The organism is Solwaraspora sp. WMMD792 (genome assembly GCF_029626105.1).
Lineage (GTDB): Bacteria > Actinomycetota > Actinomycetes > Mycobacteriales > Micromonosporaceae > Micromonospora_E.
Genome location: NZ_JARUBH010000009.1, coordinates 2,493,819 through 2,510,746, shown reverse-complemented (window position 1 = coordinate 2,510,746; position 16,928 = coordinate 2,493,819). Strand labels below are relative to the sequence as shown.

General features: G+C 73.3%; 14 protein-coding genes and 1 pseudogene. 11 read left to right on the top strand and 4 right to left on the bottom strand.

Translation table 11 applies throughout. From position 1 onward, the window contains the following. The first annotated feature begins 91 nt into the window (after positions 1–91). On the top strand, positions 92–754 hold the full coding sequence (locus O7629_RS12750; protein ID WP_347403652.1) for a nucleotidyltransferase family protein: 663 nt from the start codon (positions 92–94) through the stop codon (positions 752–754). Further along, entirely contained in the window at positions 751–2,016 is a 1,266-nt protein-coding gene (locus tag O7629_RS12745) for an XdhC/CoxI family protein (protein WP_278169392.1), read from the top strand. The genes O7629_RS12750 and O7629_RS12745 overlap by 4 nt, the downstream gene beginning before the upstream one ends. Here the strand turns inward: O7629_RS12745 and O7629_RS12740 are convergent. Then, positions 1,939–3,405: pseudogene (locus tag O7629_RS12740) on the bottom strand (PucR family transcriptional regulator ligand-binding domain-containing protein); the annotation flags it as partial. The gene O7629_RS12745 and the pseudogene O7629_RS12740 overlap by 78 nt on opposite strands. A 154-nt stretch (positions 3,406–3,559) precedes the next feature. Here O7629_RS12740 and uraH point away from each other — a divergent pair. The 7 genes from uraH to alc are packed head-to-tail and all read left to right on the top strand — an operon-like array spanning position 3,560 to position 12,055. Then, complete coding sequence (uraH, locus tag O7629_RS12735; RefSeq protein ID WP_278169391.1) at positions 3,560–4,495, top strand: hydroxyisourate hydrolase; 936 nt, start codon at positions 3,560–3,562, stop codon at positions 4,493–4,495. Positions 4,496–4,499: 4 nt separating this feature from the next. Further along, positions 4,500–5,360, top strand: a complete 861-nt coding sequence (pucL, locus tag O7629_RS12730) for a factor-independent urate hydroxylase (RefSeq protein WP_278169390.1) — start codon at positions 4,500–4,502, stop codon at positions 5,358–5,360. After that, positions 5,354–6,757, top strand: a complete 1,404-nt coding sequence (locus O7629_RS12725) for an 8-oxoguanine deaminase (protein WP_278169389.1) — start codon at positions 5,354–5,356, stop codon at positions 6,755–6,757. The genes pucL and O7629_RS12725 overlap by 7 nt, the downstream gene beginning before the upstream one ends. After that, entirely contained in the window at positions 6,757–8,379 is a 1,623-nt protein-coding gene (aceB, locus tag O7629_RS12720; RefSeq protein WP_278169388.1) for a malate synthase A, read from the top strand. Before O7629_RS12725 ends, aceB begins: the two co-directional genes overlap by 1 nt. Further along, positions 8,379–9,665, top strand: a complete 1,287-nt coding sequence (locus O7629_RS12715) for an aldolase/citrate lyase family protein (RefSeq protein ID WP_278169387.1) — start codon at positions 8,379–8,381, stop codon at positions 9,663–9,665. The genes aceB and O7629_RS12715 overlap by 1 nt, the downstream gene beginning before the upstream one ends. Beyond that, a complete protein-coding gene (gene allB / locus O7629_RS12710; protein ID WP_278169386.1) occupies positions 9,655–10,980 on the top strand; it encodes an allantoinase AllB in 1,326 nt (441 codons plus the stop codon). Before O7629_RS12715 ends, allB begins: the two co-directional genes overlap by 11 nt. Beyond that, entirely contained in the window at positions 10,970–12,055 is a 1,086-nt protein-coding gene (alc, locus tag O7629_RS12705) for an allantoicase (protein WP_278169385.1), read from the top strand. The genes allB and alc overlap by 11 nt, the downstream gene beginning before the upstream one ends. A gap of 83 nt (positions 12,056–12,138) precedes the next feature. Here the strand turns inward: alc and O7629_RS12700 are convergent, their stop codons facing one another. The 3 genes from O7629_RS12700 to O7629_RS12690 form a co-directional block, all read right to left on the bottom strand. Continuing rightward, positions 12,139–12,726 (bottom strand): hypothetical protein, encoded by a 588-nt coding sequence (locus tag O7629_RS12700; protein WP_278174512.1) that lies wholly within the window; start codon positions 12,724–12,726, stop codon positions 12,139–12,141. A gap of 378 nt (positions 12,727–13,104) precedes the next feature. Continuing rightward, positions 13,105–14,097: a glycosyltransferase family 2 protein gene (locus tag O7629_RS12695; protein ID WP_347403728.1), complete on the bottom strand. Its 993-nt coding sequence runs from the start codon at positions 14,095–14,097 to the stop codon at positions 13,105–13,107. A 28-nt stretch (positions 14,098–14,125) separates the two neighbouring features. After that, positions 14,126–15,877 (bottom strand): hypothetical protein, encoded by a 1,752-nt coding sequence (locus O7629_RS12690; RefSeq protein ID WP_278169383.1) that lies wholly within the window; start codon positions 15,875–15,877, stop codon positions 14,126–14,128. Between the two features lie 255 nt (positions 15,878–16,132). On the opposite strand from O7629_RS12690, the gene O7629_RS12685 reads away from it, so the two are divergent. Together O7629_RS12685 and O7629_RS12680 are read left to right on the top strand one after the other, a co-directional pair. Further along, positions 16,133–16,474, top strand: coding sequence for a hypothetical protein (locus tag O7629_RS12685; protein ID WP_278169382.1), 342 nt, complete (start codon positions 16,133–16,135; stop codon positions 16,472–16,474). Between the two features lie 41 nt (positions 16,475–16,515). After that, positions 16,516–16,923 (top strand): hypothetical protein, encoded by a 408-nt coding sequence (locus O7629_RS12680; protein WP_278169381.1) that lies wholly within the window; start codon positions 16,516–16,518, stop codon positions 16,921–16,923. Positions 16,924–16,928 lie beyond the last annotated feature (5 nt).

The window sequence follows — 16,928 nt, the reverse complement described above, 5'->3', positions numbered from 1 at the left end:
CGACCCGCCGATCAGCCGGGTGGTTGGACGAACCTACAAGGCGCACCCGGGCGCCTTGACCGGGTGATCAGCCGCTGCCCATCGTTGACGGGTGCTTGCCGGAATCGTCCTCGCCGCCGGCGCCGGCCACCGCTACGGTCGGCCCAAGGCGCTGGTCCGTCTCAACGGGACCCTGTTGGTGACCCGGGCCGTCGAGACGCTGCGCTCGGCCGGCTGCCGGCCGGTGATCGTGGTGCTCGGCGCGGCGGCCGACGCGGTGTGTACGAGTGCCGACCTGGCCGGTGCCGTGCCGGCGGTCAACCCGGACTGGGCCACCGGGATGGGCTCGTCGTTGCGGGTCGGCCTGGCGGCGGTGGGCATCAGCCCGGCGGACGCCGCAGCCGTCCTGCTGGTCGACATGCCGGGGATCGGTCCAGCGGCGGTCCGCCGGGTGGCGGCCGGCGCCGATCGGCGGACGCTGGCCGCGGCCAGCTACGTCGACGGGCGGCCGGGGCATCCCGTGGTACTGGGTCGGGCACACTGGACGGCGGTGGCGGCGTCGGCGACCGGTGACACCGGCGCCCGCGACTACCTGCGGGCCCACCCCGACCAGCTGCGTCTGGTGCCGTGCGACGACGTGGCCGACCCGACCGACCTGGACCGGCCCGGCGACCTGGCCCGGTTCCCGGAGCCCGACCGGCTCGCCGACCTCGACCGGCTCATCGAGGGCGGCGGGTCCGGCGGTGCATCGGCCCGGACGGTGGCGACCGGATGATCGGGCCGGTCCTCGACGAGGCGATGCGCTGGTGGTACGCCGGTGAGCAGGTGGCCGTCGCGACGGTGACCGCCACCTCCGGTAGCGCACCCCGGCCACCGGGCACCAGCATGCTCGTCGCCCCGGACGGTACGGTCACCGGAAGCGTCTCGGCCGGCTGCGTCGAGGCCGCCATCTACCAGCTGTGCCGTACCGTGCTGGACACCGGTGAGGGGCGGCTGGCGCGCTTCGGTGACACCGGCGACGAGCTGTTCGACCCCGGTCTCACCTGCGGCGGCACCATCGAGGTGTACGTGCAGCGGGTGGACCGCGACAGCGTGCCGCAGCTCGACCGGCTGCATGCGGCGACCCGGGCCGCCCGCCCGGTCGCGGTCGTCACCTGCCTCACCGGGCCGCCAGCCAGCCGGGGCCGTTGGCTGCTGGTCGACGCCGACGGTCAGTGGGGTTCGCTCGGCGGTCCGACGCTGGACGCGGCGGCGGTCCGGGCCGCGCGGGCGGCCCTGGAGACCGGGCGGACCACGCTCGCCCAGCCCGCCGCCGGCACCACCCTGCTGGTCCTCGGCATCCTGCCACCGCCCCGGATGATCATCTGCGGGGCGACCGAATTCACCGCCGCGCTCGCCCGGCAGGGCCGGTTCCTCGGCTACCGGGTGACGGTCTGCGACGCCCGGGCGGTCTTCACCACCCGGCAGCGGTTTCCGGACGCCGACGACGTGGTCGTCGACTGGCCGCACCGCTACCTGAGCGCCGAGGCCGCCGCCGGTCGGGTCGACCCGCGTACGGTGCTCTGCGTACTCACCCACGACCCGAAGTTCGACGTACCGCTGCTGCGGACCGCACTCGACCTGCCGCTGGCCTACATCGGGGCGATGGGGTCCCGGCGCAGCGCCGCCGACCGGGCGGCCCGGCTGCGTGCCGTCGGGGTGCCGCCGGCCGCGTTGACCCGGCTGTCCGCGCCGATCGGGCTGGATCTGGGGGCGGTGACCCCGGAGGAGACCGCGGTCAGCATCGCCGCCGAGATCGTCGCGGCCGGCAGCGGCCGCGACGGCGGACGGCTGACCGGCGGCCGGGGCTCGATCCATCCGGCGGAGTACGGGCCTGCGGCGCACGGGTCAGCCGGCGGTGAGCCGCAACGCCAGGAAGAAGTCCACCCGGTCCTCGAACCGGCCGAGGTCCCGGCCGGTCAACTGCTCTATCCGGCCGATCCGGTACCGCAACGTGTTGACGTGCACATGGAGCCGTTGCGCGCAGCGGCTCCATGATCCGTCACAGTCGAGAAAAGCCGACAGCGTACGCAGCAGGTCGGCATGGTGCGTCCGGTCGTACTCCTCGACCGGCCCGAGTAGCCGGCCGCGGAACCCCTGCCGGGTGCCGGCCGGCACCCCGGCCAGCAGCAGCGAATGCGACGCCAGGTCACCGGCGGCCACCACACTGACCGGGCCGGTCGCGGTGCCGGTGGCGGACCGGTGCGCGTGCAGCGCCTCCTCGACCGCCCCGCCCAGCCCGGCGGCACCCACGCCGGCGGCGGAGACGCCCAGGATGAGCCGGCCGCCGCGCAGCCCCGGCGCCATCCGGTCGGCGGCGGCGACCAGCGCCGAACCTATGGTGCCGGCGGCCTGCGGAGCCAGCGCCAGCACGGCGAGCGCCCCCGAGGGCAGGTCGGGTTCGAGGACGGCGACCGCCCGGTCGGGTGCCAGCCGGCTGAGGAACTCGTCGACCACGGCGACGGTCAGCGTCGCCGGTGCGCGCATCCCGTCCAGCGTGGCGGCGACCGCGACGAACGTGGCGTCCGGGTCGAGCCGGGCGGCCAGCAGCGCGGCCCGCAGTCCGGCGAGGTCCCCCGGCGCCCGCAGCGCCGCCCGCAGCTGACCGGCCAACCGTGCCTCCACCCGGGCGGCCTCGTCCAGGTGCGCTCGCTCCAGCGCCACCACGCTGGTCAGTTCGTCGACCGTGCCGGGCAGCGTGTCGAGCGCGCCACGGCAGGCCACCAACCAGGCAGCCAGCCGGTGCTCGGCCCGGCCGGGCACCCCGAACACGGAGAACCGCGCACCATCGACCGTCACCGTCGCGGGCAGCCGCTGCGCGGTCAGGAAGGCGCGGCTCAGCGCCTCGGCGACCGGATCGGCCAGCTCGGCCGTTCCGGCCACCACCCGGCCGCTGGTGGTCAACGTCCAGCAGTCGGTGTCGATCGCCGCGGCGACGGTCGGCAGCAGATCGGTCAGCCGGGCGCCGGCGGCCATCGCGGCGACCAGTCCGCGCTGCCGGCCCAGCACCGCCGCCAGCGAGCTGGCCCGCTGCGCCCACAGGGTCGGGTGAACGTCGTCGATGATGTCGCGGAACGACACGTCGGCGGGCACCTCGAACAGCGGTAGCCGGTGCCGGCGGCAGGCGGCGACCAGGTCGCGGGGCACGCTGCCGTGCAGCGCCTCACCCGCGCCCAGCGCGGTCACCCCGGCGGCGGCCAGCGCCGCGACGAAGACTTCGGAATCGGCCGGCCCCCGGTGCCACATCAGGCCGGTGAGCACCAGGTCTGCGGTGGACACGTAGCGGCCCGGGTCGGGCAGGTCGATGACGTTGACCCGGCCGACGGTGCGGTCCCGACCGTCGTCGCCGGTCAGCGGCACCAGCTTCAGGTGGGCCTTGTCGAGCACGTCGGCCAGCAGCACAGGGGTCGCCTCCGGTCACGGTGATTGGATGAACCTCCAAAACCGTACGGTGACGATGTTTCGTCTTTGGTCCCTGCGCCGCTACCGGCCGGCTCGCCGCAACTGCTTGACTGCTGCTGCCCAGCGAAAGGGGACCGGATTGGACCGCGGACTCGACGTGTTCAACACGTTGCCCGCCGATGACGTGCGGGAACTGCTGCTGAGTTGCTGCGCCGCGCCCGGCTGGGCCGCCGCGGTGACGGCCGGCCGGCCGTACGCCGACCGGGCGGCGTTGACCGCCGCCGCGCGGGCACGGATCGGGGCGTTGCCCTGGCCGGAGGTGGTCGGCGCGGTCGCCGCCCACCCGCGGATCGGGCGGCCCCCCACCGGCACCGGCCGGGACGCCGAGTGGTCCCGTCGCGAGCAGGCGGCGGCGACGGCCGCTTCCGCCACCGACGGCTCCGGCACGGACGGCTCCGGCACGGACGGCTCCGCCACGGACGGCTCCGGCGCTGACGGCTCCGCCGTCGACCGGGCCGGCGCAGCCGTCGCGGCCGACCTGGCGGCCGCCAACGACGCCTACGAGCAGCGGTTCGGGTACCGCTTCCTGATCTTCGCCAACGGCCGCGGCGCCGCCGAACTGGTGGCCGCCGCCCGACAGCGGCTGCACCACGACCCGGACACCGAGCAGGGCGTGGTCCGCACCGAGCTCGGCGACATCGCCGCGCTGCGCCTGGGCCGGCTGGTCGACGACATCGCCGCGCCGGCGCCGCTGTCCAGCCACGTGCTGGACACCACCACCGGCACCCCGGCGGCCGGCATCGCCGTGCGGCTCGACGCCGCCGACCCGGTCGACGGCTGGCGCACCGTCGCCACCGGACACACCGACGCCGACGGCCGGCTGCGCGACTGGGTGCCGGGCGCCGGCTGGGCCGCCGGGACGTACCGGCTGGTGTTCGACGTGGCCGACCGACTCGGGGCGGACGCCTTCTACACCGAGATCCCGGTGGTGTTCACCGTCCGCGACGCCGCCCGCCACCACCACGTACCGCTGCTGCTGAGCCCGTACGGCTACACCACCTACCGAGGGAGCTGACCGGATGGGAATCGTTCTGGGGCCGAACCGGTACGGCAAGGCACAGACCCGGGTGGTCCGGGTGGACCGCGACGGCGACCGGCACAGCCTGCGCGACCTCAACGTCTCCGTCGCGCTCGCCGGTGACCTCGCCGCCACCCACCTCACCGGCGACAACAGCCAGGTGCTGCCGACCGACACGCAGAAGAACACGGTGTACGCGTTCGCCCGTCGCCACGGTATCGCCAGCGCCGAGGACTTCGCCGTGCTGCTGGCCCGGCACTTCGTGGACAGCCAGCCCGGCATCACCCGGGCCCGCGTCGACATCGAGCAGTACGACTGGCGACGGCTCGGGCCGCACTCGTTCGAACGCGACGGCGGGTCCACCCGTACCGTCACGGTCCGCTACGACGGCGACCGGGCGGAGGTGATCGCCGGCCTGTCCGACCTGGTCCTGCTCAACTCCACCGACTCGGAATTCCGGGGCTACGTGGTCGACCCGTACACCACCCTGCCGGAGACCGACGACCGGATCCTCGCCACCGCGGTGGACGCCCGGTGGCGCTACGCCGGCACCGCGCCGCCCGGCGGCTTCGACGTCGCCCACGCGGCGGTACGCCAGGCGCTGGTCGACGCGTTCGTCGGCACCTACAGCCGGTCCCTGCAGCAGACGCTGTACGCGATGGGTGAGCGGGTGCTGACCGACCGGCCCGACGTGGTGGAAGTGCGGCTGGCCCTGCCGAACAAGCACCACCTGCTGGTCGACCTGAGCCCGTTCGACCTGGACAACCCGAACAGCGTCTTCGTCGCCGCCGACCGGCCGTACGGGCTGATCGAGGGCACCGTCACCCGCGACGACGCGCCGCCGGAGCTGGGGCAGTGGTGATCGTCGTCACCGGCACCGCCGTCGCCACGGTCGACGTCGCCGGCACCGAGCACCGCAACGGGCATCTCGTCGTCGGCGACGACGGTCGGATCGCCGCCGTCGGCCCCGGCGACGTGCCCGCCGGCCTGCTCGACGCGCTCACCGGCGGGGACCCGCGCCGGGTACGCCGGGTCGACGGTACCGGCTGCCTGGCCACCCCCGGCCTGGTCAACACCCACCACCACCTCTACCAGTGGGCCACCCGTGGCCTGGCCCAGCAGCAAAACCTGTTCGGCTGGCTGACCACCCTCTACCCGGTCTGGTCCCGGATGGACGCCGACACGGTGCACGCCGCCGCCGCGGCCAACCTCGGCTGGCTGGCGCTGTCCGGCTGCACCACCAGCACCGACCACCACTACGTCTTCCCTCGCGACGGCGGTGACCTGTTCGCCGCCGAGATCGCCGCCGCGCGCCGGATCGGGCTGCGGTTTCATCCCTGCCGGGGTTCGATGGACCTCGGCCGGTCGGCCGGCGGACTGCCGCCGGACTCCACGGTGGAGGACACGGACGCCGCGTTGGCCGCCACCGAGGCGGCGATCGACCGTTGGCACGACCCGGCTCCGGAGTCGATGCTGCGGGTCGCCGTCGCCCCGTGCTCGCCGTTCTCGGTCACCCCCCGGCTGATGCGCGAGTCGGCCGAACTGGCCCGCCGCCGGGGGGTCCGGCTGCACACCCACCTCGCCGAGACCGTCGAGGAGGAGGAGTACTGCCGGACCACGCACGGCTGCACCCCGGTGCAGTACGCCGAACAGCTCGGCTGGCTCGGCGACGACGTGTGGCTGGCGCACGGCGTACACCTCGACGACGCGGCGGTGACCCGGCTCGGCGCCACCGGCACCGGCGTCGCGCACTGTCCCAGCTCGAACGCCCGGCTCGGGGCCGGCACCGCCCGGGTGACCGACCTGCTCGCCGCCGGCGTACCGGTCGGCCTGGGCGTCGACGGTTCCGCCAGTCAGGAGGTCGGCCACCTCGGTGCGGAGCTGCGCCAGTCGCTGTACGCGGCCCGGCTGCGCGGCGGACCCGCCGCGCTGACCGCCCGCGACGCCCTCGCGCTGGGCACCATCGGCGGCGCACGTTGCCTGGGCCGGGCGGCCGAGATCGGCTCGCTGGAGGTGGGCAAGCTCGCCGACGTCGCGCTGTGGCGGGTCGACGGGCTGGGCCATGCCGGCATCGACGACCCGGTCGCCGCGCTGGTGCTCGGCCCACCCGCCCCGGTGGAGCTGCTGCTGGTCGGCGGCCGGCCGGTCGTCGAACGCGGCGAGCTGCGTACCGCCGACGCCGCCGACCTGGCCCGCGAGGCCGCCCGTACGCACCGGACCCTGATGTCCCCGGTCCCATCGAACAGGAGTGACCTCTGATGCCCCGCAGCCAGGTCGACCCGCCGCCAGCCGCCGTGACCGTTTCGGCCCCGGCCGGCCGGCCGGCGGCCACCGGGGACGTGCTGACCGGCGACGCGGTGGCCTTCCTCACCGGACTGCACCGCCGGTTCGCCGGCCGCCGGGCCGAGCTGCTCGCCGCCCGTGGTCGCCGCCGGGCCGACATCGCCCGCACCGGCCGGTTGGACTTCCGCCCCGACACCGCGCCGGTCCGGGCCGGCAGCTGGACGGTGCCGCCGCCCCCGCCCGACCTGGCCGACCGGCGGGTCGAGATCACCGGTCCCACCGACCGGAAGATGACCGTCAACGCGTTGAACTCCGGTGCCCGGGTCTGGCTGGCCGACCTGGAGGACGCGAACACCCCACACTGGGCGAACGTGATCGACGGGCAACGCAACCTCGCCGACGCCGTGCGGCGCACCATCGAGCTGCGGACCGAGACGAAGACCTACCGGCTCGGCCCGGGACCGTACCCGACCATCGTGGTCCGGCCCCGTGGCTGGCACCTCGACGAGCGGCACCTCGTCATCGACGGCGCGCCGGCCGTCGGCGCGCTGGTCGACGCCGGTCTCTACCTTTTCCACAACGCCGCCGAACTGCTGCGCCGGGGCAGCGGCCCCTACCTCTACCTGGCCAAGACGGAGAGCCACGAGGAGGCAGCGCTGTGGCACGACGTGTTCGTTCACACCGAGCAGGCGCTCGGCCTGCCGGCCGGAAGCATCCGGGCCACCGTGCTGATCGAGACGATCACCGCCGCGTTCGAGATGGACGAGATCCTGTGGGCGCTCGGCTCGTACGCCGCCGGGCTCAACGCCGGCCGGTGGGACTACCTGTTCAGCATCATCAAGAACTTCCGTGACGCCGGCGAGCGGTTCGTGCTGCCGGACCGCGCGGCGGTCACCATGACCGCGCCGTTCATGCGCGCCTACACCGAACTGCTGGTCGCCACCTGCCACCGGCGGGGTGCGATGGCGATCGGCGGCATGTCGGCGTTCATCCCCAACCGGCGGGACGCCGACGTCACCGCCCGCGCCGTCGACCAGGTCCGGGCCGACAAACGTCGGGAGGCCGCCGACGGCTTCGACGGGTCCTGGGTCGCCCACCCCGACCTGGTGCCGGCCTGCCGGGAGGTCTTCGACGAGGCCCTCGGTGACCGGCCCAACCAGCTCGACCGGCAACGCCCGGACGTGGCGGTCACCGCCGCGCAGCTACTGGACGTCGCCGCCACCGGCGGTGCCGTGACCGAGGCCGGGCTGCGCGCGAACGTCGCCGTCGCGGTGCGCTACCTGGAGGCCTGGCTGCGCGGCAACGGCGCGGTGGCGATCGACAACCTGATGGAGGACGCGGCCACCGCCGAAATCTCCCGGTCGCAGATCTGGCAGTGGATTCGCAACGGGGTACGGCTGCCCGACGGCACCCTGGTGACCGCCGACCTGGTCCGGGCCATCGGCGACGCCGAACTCGCGGCGATCCACGCCGCGCTGACCGAACCGGACTGGGCGGCGAGCCGGTTCCCGCAGGCCCGGGCGTTGTTCGAGGAGGTCGCTCTCGGTGCCGACTACGTCGACTTCCTGACCCTGCCGGCGTACCGGCTGATCGACTGATGGCCCGGCTCGACCCGGCGGTGTACGCCGCGTTGGACGACCGGCTCGCCGACGTCGACACCGCGCTGCGGGCCCGCTACCCGGGTGAGACGCCGGGGCGCCAGCCGGTGCACACCGTGTACGTGCCCGCCGACCGGATCACCGTCGATCTGGTGCCGACCTGGGGCGCGGCGGCGTTGGCCGCGCTGGACGCCCATCCGCCGGCTCCGTACCCGGCCGAACTGGACCGACGGGTCCGCGCCAAACTGGCCCGCGAGCCGGTCGAGGACCTGCGCATCGACGTCGAGGACGGGTACGGTGTCCGCGACGACGCCACCGAGGACGCCGACCTGCGGGCCGCTGCGCGCGCGCTGACCGAGGCACGTGCGGCCGGCGTCGGTCCACCCCGCGTCGGGGTACGGATCAAGTCTCTGGAGGCGGCCACCCGGCGGCGGGCGGTGCGCAGCCTCGACCTTTTTCTGGACGCCTGCGCTGGGCCGCCCGACGGCTTCGTGGTCACCCTGCCGAAGGTGAGCCACCCGGCCCAGGTCGCCGCGATGGTCGACGTCTGCGTCCGGCTGGAGCAGGCGTACGGGCTGCTGGACGGGGCGCTGCGGTTCGAGATCCAGATCGAGACGCCGGCGGCGGTGCTGGCCGGCGATGGCACAGCGACCGTCGCCCGGCTGATCGGTGAGTCAGCCGGACGGTGTGCCGGACTACACTTCGGCACCTACGACTATGGAACCGCCTGCGGCGTCGCCGCCGATTACCTGAGTATGGACCATCCAAGTTCCGACCACGCGAAAGCCGTCATGCAGGTGGCCGCCGCCGGCACCGGTGTACCGCTCAGCGACGGCTCCACCAACATCCTGCCGGTCGGCGACACCGAGACGGTGCGGTCTGCCTGGCAGCGCCACGCCGGCCTGGTCCGCAGATCCCTGGAACGCGGCTTCTACCAGGGCTGGGACCTGCACCCGCACCAGTTGCCGACCCGGTTCGCGGCGACCTACGCCTTCTACCGTGCCGGCCGGGCGCAGACCGTCCGGCGGCTCGACGCCTACCTCGCCCGCCGGTCCGGCGGAATCCTCGACGAGCCGGCGACCGCCCGGGCGCTGGCCCGTTTCCTGCTGCGCGGGCTGGACTGCGGCGCTGTCGACCCGGCCGACGCCGGTTTCGACCGCACCGTACTGACCACCCTGGCCGGTCCGGGCGCCACTGAGGCTGTGCCGACCGCCGCTGGAGATGCCGCGCCGACCGCCCACCCACCGACCGCGTCCGGTGAGGAGCCCACCGACCATGCCCGTTGATCTGGTACTGCGGTCCCGCCGCACGGTGCTGCCCGACGGTGAGCGTCCGGCCGCAATCGCCGTCGGCGACGGTCGGATCGTCGCCGTCGCCGACTACCGGGAACACGTGCCGGCGACGGTCGACAGCGACCTCGGCAACGTCGCGCTGCTGCCCGGACTCGTCGACACCCACGTGCACGTCAACGAACCCGGCCGTACCGAATGGGAAGGATTCGCCACTGCCACCCTGGCCGCCGCCTCCGGCGGAGTCACCACCATCGTCGACATGCCGTTGAACAGCCTTCCGCCGACTGTCGACCCGGCCGCGCTGGCCGTCAAACGGCGGGCCGCCGCCGGGCAGTGCCATGTCGACGTCGGCTTCTGGGGCGGCGCGGTCCCCGGCAACCAGCAGGTGATGCCCGACCTGTACGCCGCCGGGGTCTTCGGGTTCAAGGCGTTCCTCGCCGACTCCGGGGTGCCGGAGTTCCCCCCACTGGACACCGGTCAGCTCGCCGCCGCGTTGGCGGCCGTACCCGCCCTGTTCGTGGTGCACGCCGAACAACCCGACCAGCTCATGGCCGCCGCCTCCTCGACCCGCTACCGGGACTTCCTCGCCAGCCGACCGCCGGCCGCGGAGATCGAGGCGGTCACGGCGGCCATCGACGTCGCCCGTCGGGTCGGCGCCCGACTGCACATCCTGCACCTGTCCGCCGCCGGAGCGGTACCGGTGCTGGCTGCGGCCCGGCGGGCCGGGGTGCCGGTCACCGCCGAGACCTGCCCGCACTACCTGACCCTGGCCGCCGAGGAGATCCCGGACGGGGCCACCGAGTTCAAGTGCTGCCCGCCGATCCGGCAACGCGACAACCAGGACGCGCTGTGGGCAGCCCTGGCCGACGGCACCATCTCGTGTGTGGTCTCCGACCATTCCCCCTGCCCGCCCGCGCTGAAGGCACCCGACACCGGGGACTTCGCCGCCGCCTGGGGCGGCATCGCCTCGGTGCAGATGGGGCTGCCGGCGGTCTGGACCGAGGCCCGTCGGCGCGGGTTCGGTCTCGGCGACGTGGTCCGGTGGATGTGCCAGGGGCCGGCCGACCTGGTGGGGCTGCCCACCAAGGGCCGGCTCGCCGTCGGCGCCGACGCCGACCTGGTCGCCTTCGACCCGGCACCGAGCTACCACGTCGACCCCGCCCGGCTGCGGCAACGTCATCCGATCACCCCGTACGCCGGACGACGCCTGACCGGCATCGTCCGGGCCACCTGGCTGCGCGGCGCGCCGGTCACCCCGGACGCGCCGCGCGGCCGCCTGTTGTCGCGAGAGGGGACCGTTGACCGGTAGTCACGTATCCACGCCACCGCCGGGTCCGCCGGACGGATCCGACCCGACCCGACTGCCCGACCTGGCGTCCCGTGCCCTCGGCGGGGGAGTGGTCGCCGCCAACGACGAGTTCTTCGCCGCCGCCGACAATTTGGTCGACCCGCGCCCGCCGGTCTTCGCCGCCGGCACCTTCGGGGCGAAGGGCCAGGTGTACGACGGTTGGGAAACCCGCCGCCGGCGGCTACCCGGCGCGGACCACGCCATCGTCAGGCTCGGTGCCCCGGGGGTGGTCCGCGCCGTGCTGATTGACACCGCGCACTTCACCGGCAACTACCCGCCGTACGCGGCGGTGGACGGTTGCTGCCTCCTGGGCTATCCCGGGCCGCAGGAACTCGCCGCGGCGCGGTGGACACCACTGGTGCCCCGCACCGCGCTGGCCGGGGACAGCCAGCTGGTCGTCCCGGTCGACGTGCCGGCACGGCAGACCCACGTACGGTTGACGATCTTTCCCGACGGGGGGGTCGCCCGGCTGCGGGTGTACGGCGAGCCGGTGCCCGACCCGGATCTGCTGACCGAGGTGCTCGACCTTGCCGCGGTCGAGCACGGTGGCCGGGTCGAGGCGTGCAGCGACCGGTTCTACGGATCCCCGCAGCAGCTGCTGCTACCCGGGCCGGCCCGCACGATGGGCGAGGGCTGGGAGACCGCCCGCCGCCGCGACGACGGCAACGACTGGGTCCAGGTCCGGCTCTGTGCCGTCGGCGTCGTCGAGTTCGTCGAGCTGGACACCAGCCACTTCAAGGGCAACGCGCCGGCGGCGGCCCGGCTGCTCGGCACGGACCTCACCGGCACCGACCCGGCCCTCGACGGCGGCTCCGGCGTCGACTCCACCGACTGGCCCGAGCTGCTGCCGTTGACCCCGTTGCAGCCGGACACCCGGCACCGGTTCCGGCTGGACCGGCCGCGCCCGGTCAGTCACGTCCGGCTGGACATCCATCCCGACGGTGGGATGGCCCGGCTGCGGCTGTTCGGCCGGCTCACCACCGTCGGCGCCGCCGACCTCGCCGCCCGATACCGGACGGCGGCTGCGGCCGGCTGACCTGACCTGACCTGGGCATGCGTCGAGGGCCGGGCCCCGGGGTACGGGGTCCGGCCCTCGCGCTGAGTTTGTGGTGTTTCGGGTCAGCTGTTCCAGTGCTGGGCGACGAGTTCGGCGGCCTGGGTCTCCCACTGGGCGTAGTGGTCCGGGTACGCCGATACCTGGACGGTCTGGGCGGCGTCGGTCAGTGGCATGTCCTGCCAGCCGTCGACGGCTTTGAGCCCGTTGAGGAACGCGGTGGTGGAGTACTCGACGTCGGTGATCTGCTCGACGGTGCCCCAGCCGGAGGAGGGGCGCTGCTGGAACAGGCCCTGCGAGTCGTGGTCGTTGCGGTCACCGAGGTGGCCGAGGTTCTCCAGCTTGGATTCCTGCAGGGCGGTGGCGATGGCGACCACGGCGGCCCGCTCGTCCATGCCGGCCTTCTTCGTCGCGGCGATGATGCCCTTGACGTTGTCGGTCTGCTCGCCGGACAGGGTGATGCGGGACTGCTCGCCCTGCACGCCGTGCGGGGTCAGCTTGTCGGTGTCGACGCTGTCGCTGCTGGCGGCGGCCACGGGTGCGGCGAGGGCGGTGGGGGCGTGGTCGGCGGCCAGGGCGGGGGCGGCGATTGCGCCGCCGGCCAGGGTCAGCCCGGCGATGCCGAGGGCGGTGGTCCGCAGGCTGGTACGCAGGGTGCGGGTGATGATCGTGGTCATGGGGGTCCACCTTCCGTTTGCCGAGGGGGCACACCACACCTGTCACGGGCGGGCGGGTGCGCGGTAAACGGTCATCCGGGTGGTACGGGATCTCAGACGTGCGATGTCGGCTCGCGGCGGCTCCGGCACGCCCCGAAGGGGGGTGGGGCGCGGGTGCGCTGCTGCGCGCCGTGACCATGTACAACCATGCCGACCCGCCGACGATTCCCGACCGGGTCCACCGACCGGGGCTGCCCGGCCGGGCCCGGAGCCTGACTGCCGCCTAGCGGCCGGCGGGCCGAAGCCTGGCTGCCGCTTGGCGGTGGCGGGCCGGAGTGCGTGGCGCGACCATGCACAACGACGGTGCCCGCCGGATCATTCCGCGTCGGCCGCCGGGCCGGGGACGGCCGTCTCCCGCCGAGGCGTCGGCACCTGCGGCGTACCGTCGGCCCCTTCGGACTCCATGACCAGGTAACGGGGGCGGCGCTTCGTCTCGTAGTAGATCCGGCCGATGTACTCGCCGATCACGCCGAGGATCATCATTTGAATGCCGCCGAGACCGATGACGCTGACGATGATCGTGGTGTAGCCGGGGGCGTCGATTCCCCGGATCAGCGCCGCCGCGACCACCCAGGCCGCATACGCCACGGCGACGAACGTGAGCCCCATGCCGGCGTAGATCGCCGACCGTAGCGGCCGGTCGTTGAACGACAGCAGCCCATCGAACGCGTAGTTCAACAAAGACCGGAAACTCCAGCGGCTGCCGCCGTCGGCGCGGGCCTCGTTCGGGTAGGCGAAGACGACCGTGTTGAACCCGATCCACGAGTAGAGGCCCTTGGAGAACCGGTTGTATTCGGGCATGGCCCGCAGCGCGTCGACCGCCCGGCGGGAGAGCAACCGGAAGTCGCCCGCACCGTCGAGCAGTTGCACGTCCACCCAGCGGTTCATCAGCCGGTAGAACGTCCGCGACGCGACGGTACGGACGAACCGGTCACCCCGTCGGTCGCGGCACGCGATGACCTGGTCGTACCCCTGCCGGTACAGGGCGACCATATCGGGCAGCAGGCGTGGAGGGTGCTGCAGGTCGGCGTCCATCACGATGACGGCATCCCCGCTGGCCCGGTCCAACCCGGCGAGCATCGCCGACTCCTTGCCGAAGTTGCGGCTCAGCGCGAGATACCGGACGGCCGGGTCGGCGGCGGCCAGTCGGCGCAACTCGGCCAAGGTGCCGTCGGTGCTGCCGTCGTCGACGTAGACGTACTCGACCTCGACGTCGTCGAGCGCCGTCACGGCGGCGGTCACCGCGGTGTGCAGCCGGGCCAGCGAGGCGTCCTCGTTGAAGCAGGGGACCACGACCGACAGCCGCAGCGGCCGACCGGCCGCTGGCCCGGGACGGTCAGTCGAGCCGGTAGACGAGGACACCGTCGATCTCCTCACGGGTGATGCCCAACCCGTCGACCGGACGTTGGGCGACCCCGTCCCACGGTGTGCCGATCAGCCGGTCCGGCATCACCAGCACCGTACGCACCCCCAGGTCACGCAGGTATTCGACGCTCGCCGGGTCGGGGAAGAACGCGGTGACCGCCCGGGTCTGCTCCTGGCTGGCCGGGACGAAACCGGCCAGACCGTTGGCGACCTGCGGGAAGTCTCCCTCAGTGGTCCACAGCATGACGTTCAGCTCGAACGCGCCGGCGTCGCTGGGCAGCACCAGCACCGGCCCGGTGACCTGGTCCCAGGCGGCCGGTGGGGTGGGCACCTGCGGATGGGCGGTCCGGTTCATCCCCTCGACCACCACCAGCGCCAGCGGGATCGCCAGTACGGCACCGACGGCCTGCCGGGACCACTGCGGCCATCCGGCGGCGGCCCGGCGCAGTGCCGTGGCCGCGGCGGTGAGCGCCCCGGCGGCCAGGACCGCGAGCAGCAGGCTGGTCCAGATCATCATCCGCCCCGGGGTGCGCAGCGCGTCCCAGCCCGGCAGGTGCTTGGACAGCGTCAGGTAGCCGGGGTCGCCGTCGCCGCCGAGCGTGGCACCGAGGGCGAGCAGCGCCGTGCCGATGACTCCGGCGGCGAGCGCCACCCGGTGCCGGATCCGAAACGACGAGACGACCAGGCCTGCGGCGGCCAGGGCGATCAGCGTCACCCCGGGCAGCAGCGTCATCTCCGGCGGCCAGAAGATCTGCTCCCGGGTGGCGGCGTGCCGTTCCCCCCACAGCCAGGACTCGGCGGGTGCGGTGATCAGGCCGACCACCGGCGGGGAGAACATCTCGGTCCAGGCCAGGCTCCGCTCCGCCTGCGGGTTGAGCTCGACGACGCGGAAGTAGGCCGCCGCGATCGTGAGGGTGACCGCGCCGAAGATCACCCCGCCGAGCGCGTCGGCCGCGAGCAGTCGTCGGCCGAACGGTGGGCGGCGGCGGTGCCGCCACCAGGAGATCCCGTAGCCGCCGGCGGCGACGACCCCGGCGGCGAGCAGGAAGTAGACCAACGGCAGCCCGATGCCGAAGCCGAGGCTGATCTGCCAGGCGGCCACCAGCCAGCCGGCGAGGGCCCAGCCCGGTCTGCGCCGTTCGGGGCGGTAGCCGTGCCGCAACGACCAGCCGTGGCCACGGGCGAGCATCGCCAGACACAGCGCGATCCCACCGGTGGAGAGGATGTTCATGTGCCCGGAGTGGGCCAGCCGCCAGGGGGCGAAGGCCCACGCGACCCCGGCCACCGCCGCGCCGATCCGGCCCGCGCCGAGCTGCCGGATCAGGGCGTACGCGCCGATGAACGCCAACGCGTACAGCAGCACGTACAGGATGTTGTAGCGGATCAGCGCGGCTTCGAAGCCGGAGCCGATCATCCCGGCCGGTGCGTAGCCGAGCAGCGTGTCGCTGTAGGCGTAGGTGTAGCGCTCAGGGAAGAACGTGTTGGAGTGCCAGAGCCCGGTCGGGTCGGTCAACAGGGCATGCCCTCCCCAGGCGACCTGCCAGGCCTGCAGGGTGGGGTCGGCGATGTCGCCGGGGATGGTGCTGGCGGGGTGGCGCAGGGTGGGCCAGGTCAGCACCACTGCGAAGAGTAGTCCGCCGAGCACGGCCAAGGTCCATTCGTGCCGCAGGAACCGCCACAGCGAGGGCTGGGGGGCGGACGGGCGGTCTTGAGCGGTCTCCACGAGGATCGATGATCTCAAATCAGGACGTGGGCTGTCGAACCCGCCCGTCACCTGCCGGGCCGGATCTGGTTCGCCGATCATCGTTGCACTCGGTGACCCCGCGCAAGTCCTACCGGACCTGCGGGATCTAGGGATTCCGCTATTGCCGCTGTCGGCCCGAGCCGCAACGCTGGCTCCAGCGGGTGCTGTGCAGCCGGGGTCCGTCGTGTGGTCGGCGGTGTGGACCCGGTGTCGACGGAAAGGTGGGGCGCGACTGTGAACGGGAACTTCAACAAGGAGGACGCCGGGTTCGCCACCGCGATCGCGGCGTTGGACGACCACGTCAGCAGCATGATCGTCGCCGGGCAGACCGCGTACCGGATCCAGGGCGAGATCCGGGCGACCTACCAGGCGGGCTCCAGCTCGGTCTTCCAGGCGAAGCTCGATGAGTGGATCAGCGCGTACAACAACGTGATGATCAAGTTCCAGGATCTCGGCGAGAAGACCGGCTTCGTCGGCCAGATCATCGACTCCGGTGAGGACAGCGCTGGTGTCACGGGAGCCAGCTGGGACACCGACGACGGGATCTACGACATCCTCGCACCGGTCGGCCGCTGATCCGGTACGCAGCGGGAGTCTGAGCAGCGGGAGTCTGAGCCGTGGCCGAAGAGACCTTCACCGTCACCGAACAGTATCTCAGCGGTACCGTCCGGGAACGCTTCGAGGAGTTCCTGGCCGAAGTGCGGGACAACGACGACGTGCGGCGGCTGCTGGCCTACACCGGAGAGCCGCCCGCGCCGGCGGACCTCGCACCGTTCACCATCCTGCTGGCCGGCAACGAGCGGGTGATGACCGAGGTCGGTCAGGTGGAGACGAACTTCAAGGCGATGGCCGACAGCGCGAAGGGCAACATCCAGGCGCTGTTCACCATCATCGAGAAGCTGCGTGACGACTTCCTGCAGGTCAAGGAGACGCTCGACGTCGGTGCCGAGGACGCGTTGACCGAGGCCCAGATGCTCGACCTGGTGCGTGAGGTCTGGCAGCCGACGCCGAGCCTGTACCGGTAACCGCC

Bases quoted from the DNA above. Each gene is read 5' to 3' on its own strand.
- pucL (WP_278169390.1), top strand. From the start codon at position 4,500: ATGGGAATCGTTCTGGGGCCGAACCGGTACGGCAAGGCACAGACCCGG.
- O7629_RS12715 (WP_278169387.1), top strand. From the start codon at position 8,379: ATGGCCCGGCTCGACCCGGCGGTGTACGCCGCGTTGGACGACCGGCTC.
- aceB (WP_278169388.1), top strand. From the start codon at position 6,757: ATGCCCCGCAGCCAGGTCGACCCGCCGCCAGCCGCCGTGACCGTTTCG.
- allB (WP_278169386.1), top strand. From the start codon at position 9,655: ATGCCCGTTGATCTGGTACTGCGGTCCCGCCGCACGGTGCTGCCCGAC.
- O7629_RS12745 (WP_278169392.1), top strand. From the start codon at position 751: ATGATCGGGCCGGTCCTCGACGAGGCGATGCGCTGGTGGTACGCCGGT.